The organism is Ideonella azotifigens (assembly GCF_021043325.1).
GTDB classification, from domain to species: Bacteria; Pseudomonadota; Gammaproteobacteria; order Burkholderiales; family Burkholderiaceae_C; genus Ideonella; species Ideonella azotifigens.
This window is the reverse complement of sequence record NZ_JAJNKD010000003.1, coordinates 66,439-80,658: the sequence shown is the minus strand read 5'-3', so window position 1 is coordinate 80,658 and position 14,220 is coordinate 66,439. Positions and strand designations below refer to the sequence as shown.

Below are 14,220 nucleotides of genomic sequence, written 5' to 3'. Positions count from 1 at the left end.
ACATGGCGCTGAACCGACGCGCCAGCGGGCTTGCGGCTTTCACGCGACAGCCTGCGGGAATGTCTCTAGATGGCGCATCTTGTTGCAGACAGCGGCCACTTGTACGATGACTTACAACAACTACCCCACTGGATGGAGACTCCCACATGCAGAAGATTTCCCTGATGACCCTGGCTGGCGCCGCGGCGCTGGCGGCCGGTGCGGCACATGCCGACTCCACTGTCACGCTGTACGGCCTGATCGACGTGAACGTGACCCGCTACATGGCCGGCAGCAAGTCCGGTGCGGACGACAACTGGATGGTCAACGACGGTGTGGTCAACGGCCTGAACGGCTCGCGCTGGGGCATCAAGACGATCGAGGACCTGGGCGGCGGCCTGAAGGCCAACGTGGTCGCCGAAGCCGGCCTGAACGCCGACACCGGCACGCTGGGCCAGGGTGGCCTCGCCTTCGGCCGCCAGGTCTACGTGGGCCTGAGCGATGCGAAGCTGGGCGAGATCCGCGTCGGCCGCCAGTACATCCTGGAAGACAGCGTGATGTGGCAGTCCGACCCGTTCGGCAATGCGCTCTCGCTGAACCCCGGCACGGCCGTGACCAACAAGGGCAAGTCCCTGCCCTTCTGGCTCAACGCACCGCGCGCCAACAACATCGTCCAATACCGCACGCCGGACTTCTCCGGCTTCAGCATGCAGTTCCAGATCGCCCCGGGCGAAGGCACGGCTGACCGCTTCCACGGCATTGGCGGCGTCTACCAGGCGGGCGCGGTCTACGCCGGCGTCTCGTATGAATGGAACAAGCCGCGCAACGGCGGTGACGACAAGAGCAACGAGTCGCTGACGATTGCCGCGAACTACAACTTCGGCCCGGTCAAGCTGCTGGGCGGCGTGCAGCGCAACCGCAACCTGACGACCACCAGCGGCAACGGCGCCTTCACCGGCACCAACCTGACCGTTGCCACCGACACCAGCTTCGTCGCGCACGACACCGACAACTACACCGTCGGCTTCGAAGCGCCTGTGGGCAACTGGACCTTTGGCGGCAACTACTCCAACGTCAAGTACAAGAACGACGGCGGCAGCGTGAGCGCCACGCTGGGCAAGGCAGGCCTGGGCGTGCGCTACGGCTTCTCGAAGATGACCTTCCTGTACGCCTCGGCCTCGATGTCCACCGGCGACCTGAAGGACTACATCTCTCAGGAACGCACGGTGCAGCTGGGCCTGCGCAAGGCGTTCTAAAAGCGCCTTGAGGAAAAGGCGGCCGGCGGCATCGTCGGCTGCCGCTGCCGCCACTCGGCCTGCGTCAACCGGTACAGGCAATGCGGCCGCAGCGGGTCGCCCTCGGGCACCGCAGGGTGCTCGAAGTCCCCGTCCGCGCAGTTGGTCACGCGAGTCCGTTCACGGCAGCACCGCGGCCGACAGTTCGATCTCCACCGTCGCGTTTTTCGGCAACTGGTAGACGCCCACCGAGGTGCGCGTGTGCAGGCCCGCGTCGCCCAGCACCTCGTGCAACAGGTCCGAAGCCGCGTCCGCCACCTCGCTGTGTTGCGTGAAGCCAGCGCCGCACTGCACGAACACGCCCATGCGCAGCAGCGTGGCCACACGCGCCAGGCTGCCCAGGTGGCGCTGCAGCAGCACCAGGCAGCGCATGGCCGAGATGCGCGCGGCCTGCTGCGCCTGGGCCAGCGACACGTCATCGCCCGCGCGGCCGGTCACCATCACCGTGTCGCCCAGGCGCGGAATCTGGCCGCTGAGGTGGACGGTGTCGCCGTGCTGCAGCAGCGGCACGTAATGTCCGCCGATCTTGATCTCGCCATCGAAGCCTTGGCCGAGCTCGGCAGCGAGCCGGGCCGCCACCTGCTGGAAGCGTTGGTCAGCGGGAGAAATTGGGGAGGCTGCTATGGTCATTGGCGCGTTATACCGCGGCCCGCCACCCGCCTCCATCCAACCTCGCCATCCCGCCCATGGACGAACTGAGAGCCCTGTCCACCTTCGTGCGCGCCGCTGAACTCGGCAGCTTCAACCAGGCCGCGCTGGCCCAGGGCAGCTCGCCGCAGGCCGTCAGCAAGACGGTGCGGCAACTGGAGCAGCACCTGGGCGTGCGGCTGTTCCACCGCACGACCCGCAAGAGCGCGCTGACCGAAGAAGGCCAGCGGCTGTTCGAGGCGGTGCGGGGCAACCTGGATGGGCTGGCCGCCGCGCTGGCGCAAGCGCGCAGCGCGGTGCGCGAGGATGAGGGCCTGATCCGCGTCAGCGCCGGCGGCGCGGTCGGCCGCAAGGTGCTGGTGCCGCTGCTGGCAGCGTTCTGCGAGCTGCACCCTGCCATCGAGTTCGACCTGCTGCTGGAAGACGGCATGACGGACTCGGTCAGCGAACGCATCGACGTGGGCTTTCGGGCTGGCAGCGCGCCGACGGCGCAAGTCATCGCGCGCCGGCTGTTCACCATCCAGCAAATCGTTTGCGCGTCGCCAGCGTACCTGGCGCAGCACGGCACACCGAAAAAGCCGGCGGATCTGCTGCAGCACCGCTGCACCGGCTACCGCCAGCCCGGCACCGGGCGGCCGTTCCTGTGGGAGTTCAGCGTCAAGGGCGAGACCGTTTTCGAGACCGTGCCTGCCGTGCTCTGCAGCAACGACCCGGAGGCGGAAATGCAGGCCGTCATCGCAGGGCTGGGCATTGGCCAGATCGACAGCATCAACGCCGCGGCGCCCATCCGCGCCGGCCTGCTGGTGCCGCTGCTGACGAACCAGCTCAGCGAACGCATGGGCCTGTACCTCTACTACGCGCAGCGCGCCGAGATACCGGGCCGCTTGCGCCGCTTCATCGACTTCACGGTCGAGCGCTTGAAGGACAGTACCGACTTCAACGTCCCGTTGGCCGAGCTGAAAACACGCTCGAAGCGCGGGACGTAGCCGCAGCATTCACAACCATTGGTTGCGAGTGTTGTGGCCCGCCGCTCACTACCGGTAGCGAGTGCCGAATCCTAGAGTTCATCCCGTCGACCTTCCGACGCTCAACGAACTCAAGGACACACTCATGACTTCCGCTCTTCAGGATCTCGCCGGCCGCGTGGCCGTTGTCACCGGCGCTTCCAGCGGCATTGGCCGCGCCTCGGCCACCCTGCTCGCCGCCCGCGGCGCCAAGGTCGCGCTGCTGGCGCGGCGCCAATCCGCGCTCGACGAACTCGCCGCCGAAATCCGCGCGGCTGGCGGCCAGGCGCTTGCCCTCGCGGTCGACGTGACCGACCAAGCCGCACTGGACCTCGCGGCAGCCACCATCCGCAAGACCTGGGGCTGCATCGACCTGGTTTTCAACAACGCCGGCGTGATGCTGCCCGGCGCCATCGGCCAGCAGGACACTGCCGAATGGCAGCAGCAGATCGACCTGAACATCAGCGGCGCGATGCGCGTGATCCAGGCCTTCGTGCCGCAGCTCGAAGAGGCCGCGGCCAAGGGCGGAACCGTGGACCTGATCAACACCTCGTCCATCGCCGGCCAGTACCTGTTCCCGTACTTCGCCGTGTACTCTGCCACCAAGGCCTACGTCAGCCACCTGACCCGCCACCTGCGCATCGAGCTCGGCCCGAAGAACATCCGCGTCTCGATGATCGAGCCCGGCATCGTCGCCACCGAATTGCAGGACCACGTCACCTTCCAGGGCGCCAAGGACTGGCTGGCCAATGCCGCCAAGAGCATCGACTTCCTGCAACCCGCAGACGTGGCCCAGGTCGTCGGCTTCATCGTCTCCCAACCCAAGCACGTGAACCTGCAGCAGGTGGTCATCATGCCGACGAAGGAAGGGGTGTGAGCCACTGGACCCTGGCGCGCCGCGAGCAGACCTGAACGCGGGCACAACAGCCTCTGTCGACACCGGCTGGCCGCGCACACGCAGTCTTCGCGCGGCTGCCCCCGAAGGCCCATTCAGCGGCGGGTCATGCTGTATGTCGACAGGTCCTGTCCATACCAACGCTGAAGGCCGCGGAAGTGCATGCCCAGGCGCTTCATGACATTGGCCGAAGCCAGGTTGGCGGGGTCGCAGACCGCATACAGCTCATCGGCGTGCAGGTCGTCGAATGCAAAGCAGGCGATGGCCTGCGCAGCCTCGGTGGCCAGCCCCTGGCCCCAGCGATCACGACGAAGCCGCCAGCCAATCTCCAGCGGACAGGCCGGGTCTGGGTGCACGCTCGCTTCCCGGCGCAAGTTCTGCAGACAACCCGCGCCCACGAGTTCGCCGCTGGCCACATCAAAAAAGCTCCACCACGCATAGCCAAATTCGACCCAGCGCTGCTTGACCCGCGCCACTACCGCCACGGTCTCTTCCATCGTCTCGGGCCGGCCCGAGATGTAGCGCATGACTTCCGGGTCAGCGTTCAAGGCATTCAGCCCCGCCACGTGGCTGTCCGTGAAAGGTTCCAGGCGCAAGCGGGCGGTGGTGAGCGTGGGCATCGTGCAAGGCGATTGATGGCTGCGAGCTTCCAGCGCGGTTGGGCTGTTGCCCATACAAAGAGGCATCCGCTTCGATGCGGAGCAATGTCGTGGCGCCTATGATCGCGGCCGTGCGGATGGTGGTCAATTATGAGCAGCAGTGCTGCCGGCGTCGCTGGTCGGCCACTTTCAGACGCCCGCAACGGGCTGCTTCGGAGCAGCATGGGTTGGGCGGTCCGCTTATGCGCCAATCGCTTTCAGCGCTTGTCGTACAGCCTGCCAATCGGTCGGCGAAGGCAGTTCGCCGAATTGCACCTCCGAGAGACGCATCCGCATCTGGTGTTCACGATGCAGCCCTTCTAGGTCGACGTGGATCTCAGGCGAGAGTGCGCCCGCCGCTACGCGCCCAACCCGTTCCGCCATGCTGCTCATGAGCCGCTCATGGAAGCTGATGCACTCCGCCACGAAGTCCGATCGGGCCAGACTGTAGTTGCCGAACAGCGCCGACCATGCGCCGAGACCATCGAAAAGCTTCTCCCGGTTGTCCCATTCAATGTGAACCATCGAGATGTCTGACCACATCAAGACGTCCGCTGAAGGAGTCAGGTACGCAGTATCCAGCTCGCGTTTGCCTATCCAACTGCTCGCGCAGTCGATGGTCGACCAATACTGATCGTCATCTCGTTCGGCGTTCTTGTCACACCAAGTCGAAAACTTGGCCAGCGTTGCATCGCGGCCTTGGCCGGAGATGTAAGGTACCAAGTCGAAAGGGATACGCTCGAGAGCGTACGTAGCAAGCGCGATGACGTCTTCGTACAACCGCGCTGCCTGGTAGTCACAGAACCGCGGAGTCCCGTGCCGCTGAGCGTCCTCGCTGTACTCCAGGAGCCTGGATCCACCTACTTCGATCCAGAACTCACTATCGGTCAGCCCATACCAGTGAAGACGCTGAGCCCCTGGCTCACCCCAGGGCCTGATCTCAGCGAGCGGTCGAAGTTCGAAGTTAAACAGCATGGCCCAGAATGTAGCTGCGCGACTGAGGCCATGCACAGCACCGCCGGCCGGTGTCGGTGAGCGTCCAGGAGCGGTCAGCCCCAGTGGCAGCTTCCCGTGCGTGAAAACGCAAAGGCGCCATGGCCGCTGCACGCCAAGATGCAAGAGGCAGTTCAAGCACAGGTAATAGCCAGCCCCAAATGCTATGAGTTCATCGCCCAACCGAGTCGATTTCCTTCACGACAAGTCCGCGACAGAGGCGTTCGAGCGAGAGTTCATGAAGTTTCTAGGCGACGCCCTCAAACTGCGAATGTCCCAGCTCATCCCAGCCGAGAACGTGCAGCGGTTCCGCCACGGGGGCGACTGGAGTCACCCCGGACTGCCCAATGCGTACAACGCTGGGATGCAACAGCACTCCTCCGAAGTCGCCATTCAGTTCGATGAGCTGGTGAACCACGACCTTTCGGCCATCTCGCGCTACGTGGACAAACTTGTCGAGGACCTGAACGCTCAGTTCCAGCGAATGATGTACGCCACCATTTCGGCGGCCTGTGACCAGAGCGGAAACGTGGTCGACGCGTTATCGGCAGGCGGGCCGATCGAGGGCTTTGCGGCCATGCTCGAGACCATCCGCTTCAGCGCGGACAAACACGGAAATGTGCAACGGCCTCAGATTCATCTGTCTCCGGAGGCCTTTGAGCGCTTTCGGCGAGCGCAGGAGTCGGCACCGCCAGAGCTGCTTCAGCGTATCCAGCAACTGGATGAGATTCGATCCGCCCAGGCCATCGAGGAGGAAATCCAGCGCAAGGCTCGGTTCGCACGCTACGGAGAGGCGCCGTGAGAGTTTTGCTGGCTATCGGCTGCAACGAGTACAACGAAGCGGGTCCACTAACCGGCGCAGAGCCTGACGCCCAGCGCATCTTCGATGCACTCGTGAGTGCAAAGTCACCGTGGTATGACGGTGGCAGATCTCGCCTCTTGCGGTCTCCGACGCTCGATGACGTTCGAGCAGTGCTGCGCGACATGCTGTTTAAGGGTCCAGAGATTGAGACCTTCACCTTCTTCTTCGCGGGCCACGGAGGGGTACACGCTGGCAGCTTCTACATGTGGTTGAAGGACACGATGAAAGCCGCGCAGTCTGTTTCGGCGTTGGCGTTGGCTGACTTGTTCCGTAGCATCAACGAGGCCGCACCTCGGCAGACGAACATCATCATTGATGCCTGCGAAAGTGGCGGCTTGGTGGACGATCTTGGCGTGTTGCTCAAGCCCGAGCTGCTCGGGGACGTTGGTACCCCCGCCCTCACACTCGTCGCAACGTCCGGACGTAACCAGTACGCCGGTGAGACCGCCGCCGGCGGGTTGGGAACCAACGCGCTGCTCGATTGCATAGAGGGCAGAGAGGTGATCAACGACACAGTCAGTGCTCTGGACCTGGTGGACATTGGCCGCAGAGTTGCTGCCAAGCTTCAACCCGAGGGGCAAAACCCCGTCGTTTGGGGACTCAATCTCTACGGGCCGCCAAGTTTTTGCCGCAACCCACGCTTCAGCAATGACGGACTTGAGCGCATGCGCGACTTCGTGCAGACCTGGCCGACCCAGACTGATGACATCGTTAAAGCGAACCAGGACGCGCTTTGGACCACATATTTGTCCGTATCCGGTGATTGGAGCCAGAAGCGATTCCAGCGTCTGGTGTGGTCGATTGTTCAGGCTCCCAACCTGCCTTCCGACCAGATCGCTACCGTCATCGAACGTCTCGCCGCGGCCTTCCTGCAGCGGGCGGCCCAGTGCGAAGACCCCTACCGGAGCGTTCTAGCGGCGGCAATCCTCGCCGCCTCTTTACTGCCCCACGTCGAGAATCCCGCGGCTCACGCAGTCGCCGAAAGACTGACGGGAGAAGTGGCAAAGGCCCTGCTGGATGCCAACGCTCGCCTCATTTCGAGCTTGTCAGCTGATCGGTTCGCGCTGCTGTCATCGAGAAATGGCGGGCTGGCGGACTTGTACTTCCTTCCGCTGCGGGTCTCACAGGCGCTGGGGTGGGCGGCGGCCGGTCCCTACGTCGCCCGAACGGAAGAACAGAGAGCGCAGGCGGTCGATCAGATCAAGGTGCTGCTGCCATTGATCCTTGAGCACTATGAGCGATCGTTGGTGGCACTGAATGACTCGCAAGCAAGTGCCTGGTGCATCTGTCTTGCCCAGGCATCGGAGGTCGGGCTGATGGACGAAGGCGAGCGCCTCGCCGGACTGCTGTTCTATTCCTTGGCCGCTTCAGGTGGACGGGTCGCCCGCGGCGATCTGCCTGCAGAGGATGCGCTGGCTTACCTCCTGGCCAAGATGTCTGGCGATTATTCGGGGGTCGCGGAGCTAATCGAGCGGCCGATGGCAACCATTGCAGTGCTGCTCAAGGCCGCGCGACTATTCGACCTTGATGAGGTCTTTGACGAAGCGCTGTGGCGGCTCGACGGGGTTAGCCTCTCCGCATATATGCCCGCCAACCTGGCGCATTTCAACGACGAAGTCATGCGCGGCGGCGAGAACGTTGTATGGGCAATCGGGCGTGACGTGTTCCGAACAACGGACTTCTTGGCGACTTGGCCGTCAATGATGCCCGCGCCCGCCACAGCGGTCACCAAGGCGCTTTCTGTACTCGCTGCACTGACGCTACCGGACAGACAACCCTGGTTCCTCTTGGATGCCACCACCTCCGACGAGCGACCGCTTCAGGGATGACCACTGAGTTCCACCAAACGACCACAAGGGCGCCGCCCCTCAGGCTTATCCGAAAGGCTCCGCAGGTCGCCTGGAAGCGACCCCTTTGCAAGCGGTGGCAAGCCAGCCGCCTGCATGTTCAACCCAAGCGCACAAACAACGCCGAAGTCCACACCCGCGACTGGTCGCGCTGGCGGGCGGTGATGAACAGCGGGTGTTCGCGGTCTGCGTCCAGCGCCAGCGAGGCCAGGTCGATCTCGCCTTGCAGGTCGCGGGGCAGTGGCTGTTCGGTGATGCGCTCGATGCTGACGCGCAGTTCGGCGCCGGGCAGTTCGCGCACCAGGGCGTGCTGCTCCAACAAGTCCCGGCCGCTGATCTTCAGTTCCACGTCTGGCGCGTAAGGGTGGGCTGGTGGGTCCAATGGGTCGCCGACCTTCACGTAGCCGTGGATCTGGGCGCGCACGGTGATCTCGGCGTTCACCAGCGCGACGAGCGTGAGCTCGATGCTGTCGGTGTCGCCATGCGTGGCGGTGCGGAAGGCCAGCGTGGTGGTGTTCTCGCGCCAGCAGGTCTGCTCAGGGTTGTCGAAGCCGAAGGACTCGAAGCCGCCTATTGGGGTGCCTTTGACTTCCACCGTGCCGCGCCAGCAGGCGGCGCGATAGCGGTCCTTGATGCGAGCGCCGCCCAGGCGAATGCGGATGCGCTGCAGCGAGAAGCCAAGCTCCTGGTGCAGGTTGCGCTCCCACACGGCGTTTTCGCCGCGGAACAGCTGCACCGATTCCCAGCCCGCATCGCCCAGCAGGTGGTAGCGCAGCGGCTGCCCGCCGGCGCTGCGGCAGACCTCGCCCATCCAGTGCGCACCGAGCTGCAGCGCGGCGTAGCTGCGTTCGCCGATGGTGGCGAAGGTGCGCCGCGCGCGCAGCGCCTGGCCTACGCCGTCGCGGTCGAAGCGCTCGGCCAGCACGCCGGTCATGCCGCCGCGCGAGCCGAAGACCGCCGTGGCCGGCACGCCGCCACCGCAGCGGCCCTGGTGCTCGTCGCTGTTGGCGGCGGCGCCCACGCGGTAGCCGCGCTCCAGCGCCTCGGCGTAGACCCAGTGGAACTGGCCCCAGGCCGAGCCCACTTCGACCAGGCGCTCCAGCTGCGGGTGGTGCCAGTCCAGGTTGCAGCGCCGGCCGCCCACGTGCGGGATCATCAGGTGGCCGTCCGGGTCGTCGGCATAGGCGGCGTACAGCTCGTCCACCGGCCAGGCGCCGGGCTTCAGCGTGCCGGCGGTGTGTTCGTTCCACTCGAAGCTGCGCACCAGCCGGCCCTGCGCATCGAACGGGAAGCGCGGCTTGCCGTGGCCGAGGAAAACGACGTTGCGGTCACCGCCCGCAGCCGAGTTGCCGCACCACTCGGTGCCGGGGTAGCAGACGAAACGGCCGGACTCGTTCAGCGAATGGATCAGTTCGACCGCGGCGTCCCAGCGCTTCTCGGTGATGTTGAAGTCGTTGGCGGTGTAGCCCAGCACGTCCAGCCCGGCCACGTCGCGGCCGTAGCTCAGGTTGTACAGCGTGTCGTTGGTGCCGATGGTGTCGTCCGAGTGCACATGCAGGTCGGCATACAGCGGGCGAAGGCCATCGCGCTGGGCGATGTTGACGAATGCGCGTGTGCTGAGGCCTGGCGTGCCGTCCAGCGCGGCTTCCAGCCGCCATTCGCCTGGTTGCGCCAACGACAGGCCCGCCACACGCGCGACCGCCCAGCCTTGATCGGCCAGCGCAAAGTGTTGTTCCTGCTGGCTGCCGTCCGGACCAAGCAGCTTCAGCGTGCCGGCGCGCGGCAGTTCGCGGCAGGTGTTGCCCCAGGCGTCGTCCAGGCGCACGACCGCGTCGAACGACTCCTCGGTGCCGATCAGCCGCGGGGCGATCAGGCCCAGGTGCGCAGGCGGGCCGGGCACGATGTCGAACACGCAGTCGCCCGGCACCTCGGCGAATTTCGAGCTGCCCAGCGGGTCGATGAACATGCGGAAGCGGAAACCGGCTTCGACGAAGCTCTGCACGCGCGTGCCCTGCCCGCCATGCCGCCGGTCGCCCAGGCGGATCACGATGCGGTCGCCGGGGTTGAGGTAGCCGTCCACGATGTCGATCAGCACCGCCTTCTGGAACGGCCGCTCGTGGCCCTTCTGGTCGAAGCGCACCTTCAGGTGCTGCACCGTGGCCGGGCTCTGCCCCGGCACCAGTGGGCCGGCCTGGTATTCGGCCGAGACGAAGTCCGCGCCGCGCGGGTCGCTGGTCTGGAACAGCGCCCAATCGGAATAGAACTTGAACGCGAGCTTCAGCCAGGCGCCGTCCGCCAGGCCCGAGCCGCCCACTTCGTAGACCAGCGTCAGCTCGGTCCATTCACCGGCCACCAGCTGGCTGCGCTCGCACTGCACGCGACCCAGGAAAGGCAGCGACTTGTTGCGCGCATACAGGCCCACCGGGGCGATGTAGTCGCCGGCATCGGCTGGGTTGAAAGCGAGTGTCATTTCAGGTTCCTCAAGACTGGCCCAGCCAGTGGGTGTAGTGCGCTTCGAGGCGGCGGAAGACCAGCCGCTCGGTGAGCCAGGCGATCAGGCCGATCAGGCAGATGCCCAGCAGCACCTGGCTGCTGTTGCCGATCTGCCCGCCGGTCGAGACCATCCAGCCAATGCCTTGTGACGCGCCGATCATCTCGGCCGCCACCAGCGCCCGCCAGGCCTGGCTGAAGCCGATGCGCAGCGCGGCCGTCACGCAGGGCAGGCAGGCCGGCAGGTAGACGTGGCGCAGCAGCTGCGCGCGGCCGGCGCCCAGCGTGCGCGCGGCGCGCACCAGCCCGCCCTGGATGGACTGCACGCCGTCCTGGATCGTCAGCGCCATCGGGAACATGGCCGCCAGCACGATGACCGCGACGATGGACGCATTGCCCAGGCCGAGGAAGATCATCATCAGCGGCGTCCACGCGATGGGCGGGATCGCCATGAACAGGCTGTTGAGCGGGCTCATGAAGCTGCGCAGCCTGGCCGACAGGCCCAGCCCCACGCCCAGCAGCAGCGCCAGCACCGCGGCCAGGCCAAAGCCCATGAATTCGCGCAGCAGGCTGTGGCCGAGGTTGCTCAACAGGCTGCCGTCCTTGAGCCAGCGCAGGCCTTCGCCCAGCACTTCCCAGGGCTGCGGCAGCACATAGCTGGGCACACGGCTGGCGGCGATGGTCCATGCCAGCACCAACAGCGGCAAGGACGCCCAGGGCAGCACGCGGGCGAACAGTCGCGCCGCAAGGCCAGGGCGGGCAACAGGCGTGGCGACGGCTTGCATGGCAGGATGGGATGCGGTGTTCATCTCAGCCAACCGACTTCTGCCACAGGCCCAGGTCCACCACCTGCTCGACCTTCAGCGGCCGTGCGGTGAAGCCCAGCTCCTGCGAGCGATCCATCAGCCGCTGGATGAACTGCAGGTCGCGCGCTTCCAGCTTGTCGGCCCAGCCCAGGCGCTTGCGGGCTTCCTGCACGATGGCCTCGGCGGCAATCGTGCGGCCGTCCGCCGCCTGCACCGTCTCCAGCTTGAAGGTCTGGGCGATCAGCTTGTCGGCCTCGGCCGCGTTGCCCTGCAGGAAGGCAATGGCGCGGCGGTGCGCGCGCAGCAGCTTGACCAGTTCCGGGCCGCGGTCCTTCAGCGCTGCAGCTGACGCGGCGATCACGTACCAGGGATAGGACGGCAGCACCGCATTCACATCCAGCACCAAGCGGCTGCTGCCACGCAGCAAGGCCTGGCTGACAAACGGCTCCCAGGTGAAGGCCGCGTCGGCCATGTTGCGGTCCAGCGCGGCATTCATGTTACCCACCGGCATGGACTGGATGCTGAGGTCTTTCTCCGGGTCCAGCTTGGCATGCTCGGGCAGCACAATGCCGCGCAGCAGCACGTCCATGCCGCTGCCCTTGGCCACCGATGCCAGCCGCTTGCCCCGCAGCTCGGCCACGCTGCGGATGCCGCTGGCCTGGCTGGCGATCACCGCCGCCTGGCCGTAGTTCACCTTGGCCAGGATGCGCGCGTCCAGCCCGCGCGAGAACCACTGGTAGACCGGCGGCGCGCCGACGTAGGCCACGTCCACCTCGCCGGCTGCCATGGCCTGCTCCAGCACCGGCCCGTCGCCAAACTGCTTGACCTCGACCTGCAGGCCTTCTTCGGCGAAAAAGCGCTTCTGGTCGGCGACGACAACCGGCGCATTGGCCATCGCATAGACCCAGCCGACACGCAGCGGCCGCGGTTGTGCGCGCGCAGGCAAGGCGGGCAAAGACAACAGGGCCGCAGCCCCAAGGAATTGGCGGCGGTTGTTCATACTGCTCTCTCCATGACGTGGGCAATGCGATCCATCAGCTGCTCGCGGCAGGCGAGGAAACGCGGCAATCGGGGCGTGGTTGCGAAGCTGCGCGGCCGGGGCAGGTCGACGGTCAGCTGGGTGTCGATGCCTTGCGGCGCTCGGCCGAGCACGACGACGCGGTCGGCCAGGAACACGGCTTCGTCGATGTCGTGCGTGATGAACACCACCGTCTGGCCGAGCTGGCTCCACAGGCGCAGCAGCTCTTCGTTCAGGTGCCGGCGGGTGATCGCGTCCAGCGCGCCAAAAGGCTCGTCGGCCAGCAGCAGCTTGGGCTCGGGTGCCAGCGCACGGGCGAGCGCCACGCGCTGGCGCATGCCGCCCGAGAGCTGGTGCGGGAACTGCTCCGCCGCGTCGGCCAGGCCCACCAGCGCCAGGTATTGGCGGGCGCGCTGCTGCTGCGCCGCAGGCGTCAGGTCGCCGCGCATGCGCAGGCCGAAGCGCACGTTGTCCAGCACCGTCAGCCACGGGAACAGGTTGGGCGACTGGAAGACATAGCCCAGCGCGTCCATCTCGGGGCGCACGGCTTCGCCGTCAATGCTCACGGTGCCGCGGTCCGGCTGGATGAAGCCCGACAGCAGGTTCAGCAGCGTGGACTTGCCGCAGCCCGAAGGCCCCAGCAACACGACGAATTCGCCGGGCGTGACCGTCAGCGACAGCTGGCGGAAGATGCTGCGCCCGTCGGCATAGGCGAAGTCCACGGCCTGCAGCGCGAGCTGCCCGGCGGCGGAACCAGAGGGTGAAGGCGAGGACATTGGTGCGGTCTCAAACAGCGGGTCGCAACAGGCGGGGTGTGGCATGCAAGGCACACGGATGGGGCTGCATGATGCTTAAAATAATACGTTCTAATGCAAGTTAGCCAAACGCGAATTGCGACTGTGCTTATGACGGAAATTGCAGCCACCTCCACCAGCCCGCAAGTTCGGACCCGCCTGAAACGCGAAAACGCGACCTCGCTCTATGCGCAGATCGCCGCGCGGCTGCAGGAGGAGATCGAGGCCGGGCTGTTCGAACCCAGTGGCCGCCTGCCCTCGGAGGCGCAGATCGGCGAGCGCTTCCAGGTCAGCCGCGTCACCGTGCGCCTGGCCTTCGACAAGCTGGCCAGCGAAGGCCGCATCGTGCGGCGCCAGGGCAAGGGCAGCTATGTGGCCGGCAAGCAGGTCCGCCACGGGCTGGACACCTTGCGCAGCTTCCATGAATCGCTGCGCCTGCAGGGGCTGGACGCGCAAATGCAGCTGCTGGAGAAGCGCCGCGTGAAAGTGCCGGACGAACTTGCGGCGCGCTTCGCCCCGGCGCGCCAGCTCACGCTGCTCAAGCGCCTGCACAGCGTGGACGGCACGCCCGTTGCGCTGGGCCTCAGCCACCTGCCCAGCGCGCTGTCACAGCTCAGCTGGCAAGCCCTGGAAGCCCAGCCCGCCTACGCGCTGATCGCCCAGTTGATGGGCGAGCGCCCGGCTCGCGCGGACATCGCCATCAGCGCCCGCGGCGCCGACGCAGCACTGGCTGAAGCCCTCGCCGTGCCGCCCGGCACCGCGCTGCTGGTCATGGAACGCAGCTCCTTTCTCAGCGACGGCCGCTGCTGCGACCACTCCTGCTTCTACATCCGGCCAGAGCGCTATGCGTTCACAATGAGCAGCGCGTTCCGGGTCGAGTCCTGAGAAGGTGGGTGGGGCCTTCATCACGCCAGATGAGGCCGGTGATCGGTCGCGCAGGCAACTTGACGG

At 66.0% G+C, this 14,220-nt stretch carries 13 protein-coding genes; 6 read left to right on the top strand and 7 right to left on the bottom strand.

Annotation, left to right across the window (positions count from 1 at the left end; translation table 11 throughout):
* The first annotated feature begins 146 nt into the window (after positions 1 to 146).
* Positions 147 to 1,235 carry a porin gene (locus tag LRH25_RS08490; protein WP_141288189.1) on the top strand — a complete coding sequence of 363 codons (1,089 nt, stop codon included), beginning with the start codon at positions 147 to 149 and terminating at the stop codon, positions 1,233 to 1,235.
* Positions 1,236 to 1,394: 159 nt separating this feature from the next.
* Here the strand turns inward: LRH25_RS08490 and LRH25_RS08485 are convergent, their stop codons facing one another.
* A complete protein-coding gene (locus LRH25_RS08485) occupies positions 1,395 to 1,904 on the bottom strand; it encodes a RidA family protein (protein ID WP_141288190.1) in 510 nt (169 codons plus the stop codon).
* Between the two features lie 56 nt (positions 1,905 to 1,960).
* On the opposite strand from LRH25_RS08485, the gene LRH25_RS08480 reads away from it, so the two are divergent.
* Together LRH25_RS08480 and LRH25_RS08475 are read left to right on the top strand one after the other, a co-directional pair.
* Complete coding sequence (locus LRH25_RS08480) at positions 1,961 to 2,908, top strand: LysR family transcriptional regulator (protein ID WP_141288191.1); 948 nt, start codon at positions 1,961 to 1,963, stop codon at positions 2,906 to 2,908.
* A gap of 124 nt (positions 2,909 to 3,032) precedes the next feature.
* On the top strand, positions 3,033 to 3,803 hold the full coding sequence (locus LRH25_RS08475) for an SDR family oxidoreductase (protein ID WP_231010852.1): 771 nt from the start codon (positions 3,033 to 3,035) through the stop codon (positions 3,801 to 3,803).
* A gap of 113 nt (positions 3,804 to 3,916) precedes the next feature.
* Here LRH25_RS08475 and LRH25_RS08470 read toward each other — a convergent pair whose 3' ends face one another.
* Both LRH25_RS08470 and LRH25_RS08465 read right to left on the bottom strand, forming a co-directional pair.
* The gene (locus LRH25_RS08470) at positions 3,917 to 4,441 is read right to left on the bottom strand and encodes a GNAT family N-acetyltransferase (RefSeq protein ID WP_141289284.1); all 525 of its coding nucleotides are present in this window, start codon (positions 4,439 to 4,441) and stop codon (positions 3,917 to 3,919) included.
* Between the two features lie 219 nt (positions 4,442 to 4,660).
* Positions 4,661 to 5,434, bottom strand: a complete 774-nt coding sequence (locus LRH25_RS08465; protein WP_231010850.1) for a DUF5984 family protein — start codon at positions 5,432 to 5,434, stop codon at positions 4,661 to 4,663.
* A 184-nt stretch (positions 5,435 to 5,618) separates the two neighbouring features.
* Between LRH25_RS08465 and LRH25_RS08460 the strand changes: the two genes are divergently transcribed.
* Positions 5,619 to 6,254 (top strand): hypothetical protein, encoded by a 636-nt coding sequence (locus LRH25_RS08460; protein ID WP_141289286.1) that lies wholly within the window; start codon positions 5,619 to 5,621, stop codon positions 6,252 to 6,254.
* On the top strand, positions 6,251 to 8,143 hold the full coding sequence (locus LRH25_RS08455; protein ID WP_141289287.1) for a caspase family protein: 1,893 nt from the start codon (positions 6,251 to 6,253) through the stop codon (positions 8,141 to 8,143). Before LRH25_RS08460 ends, LRH25_RS08455 begins: the two co-directional genes overlap by 4 nt.
* A gap of 118 nt (positions 8,144 to 8,261) precedes the next feature.
* On the opposite strand, the gene LRH25_RS08450 is transcribed toward LRH25_RS08455, so the two are convergent.
* Genes LRH25_RS08450 through LRH25_RS08435 form a run of 4 tightly spaced genes read right to left on the bottom strand, consistent with a single transcriptional unit; the run spans position 8,262 to position 13,251 of the window.
* Entirely contained in the window at positions 8,262 to 10,631 is a 2,370-nt protein-coding gene (locus LRH25_RS08450; protein ID WP_231010848.1) for a hypothetical protein, read from the bottom strand.
* Between the two features lie 10 nt (positions 10,632 to 10,641).
* Positions 10,642 to 11,436, bottom strand: coding sequence for an ABC transporter permease (locus LRH25_RS08445; protein WP_231010840.1), 795 nt, complete (start codon positions 11,434 to 11,436; stop codon positions 10,642 to 10,644).
* Between the two features lie 25 nt (positions 11,437 to 11,461).
* Positions 11,462 to 12,457 carry an ABC transporter substrate-binding protein gene (locus LRH25_RS08440; RefSeq protein WP_141287914.1) on the bottom strand — a complete coding sequence of 332 codons (996 nt, stop codon included), beginning with the start codon at positions 12,455 to 12,457 and terminating at the stop codon, positions 11,462 to 11,464.
* Positions 12,454 to 13,251, bottom strand: coding sequence for an ABC transporter ATP-binding protein (locus LRH25_RS08435; RefSeq protein ID WP_141287915.1), 798 nt, complete (start codon positions 13,249 to 13,251; stop codon positions 12,454 to 12,456). Before LRH25_RS08435 ends, LRH25_RS08440 begins: the two co-directional genes overlap by 4 nt.
* 129 nt (positions 13,252 to 13,380) lie before the next feature.
* On the opposite strand from LRH25_RS08435, the gene LRH25_RS08430 reads away from it, so the two are divergent.
* A complete protein-coding gene (locus LRH25_RS08430) occupies positions 13,381 to 14,154 on the top strand; it encodes a GntR family transcriptional regulator (RefSeq protein ID WP_141287916.1) in 774 nt (257 codons plus the stop codon).
* Positions 14,155 to 14,220 lie beyond the last annotated feature (66 nt).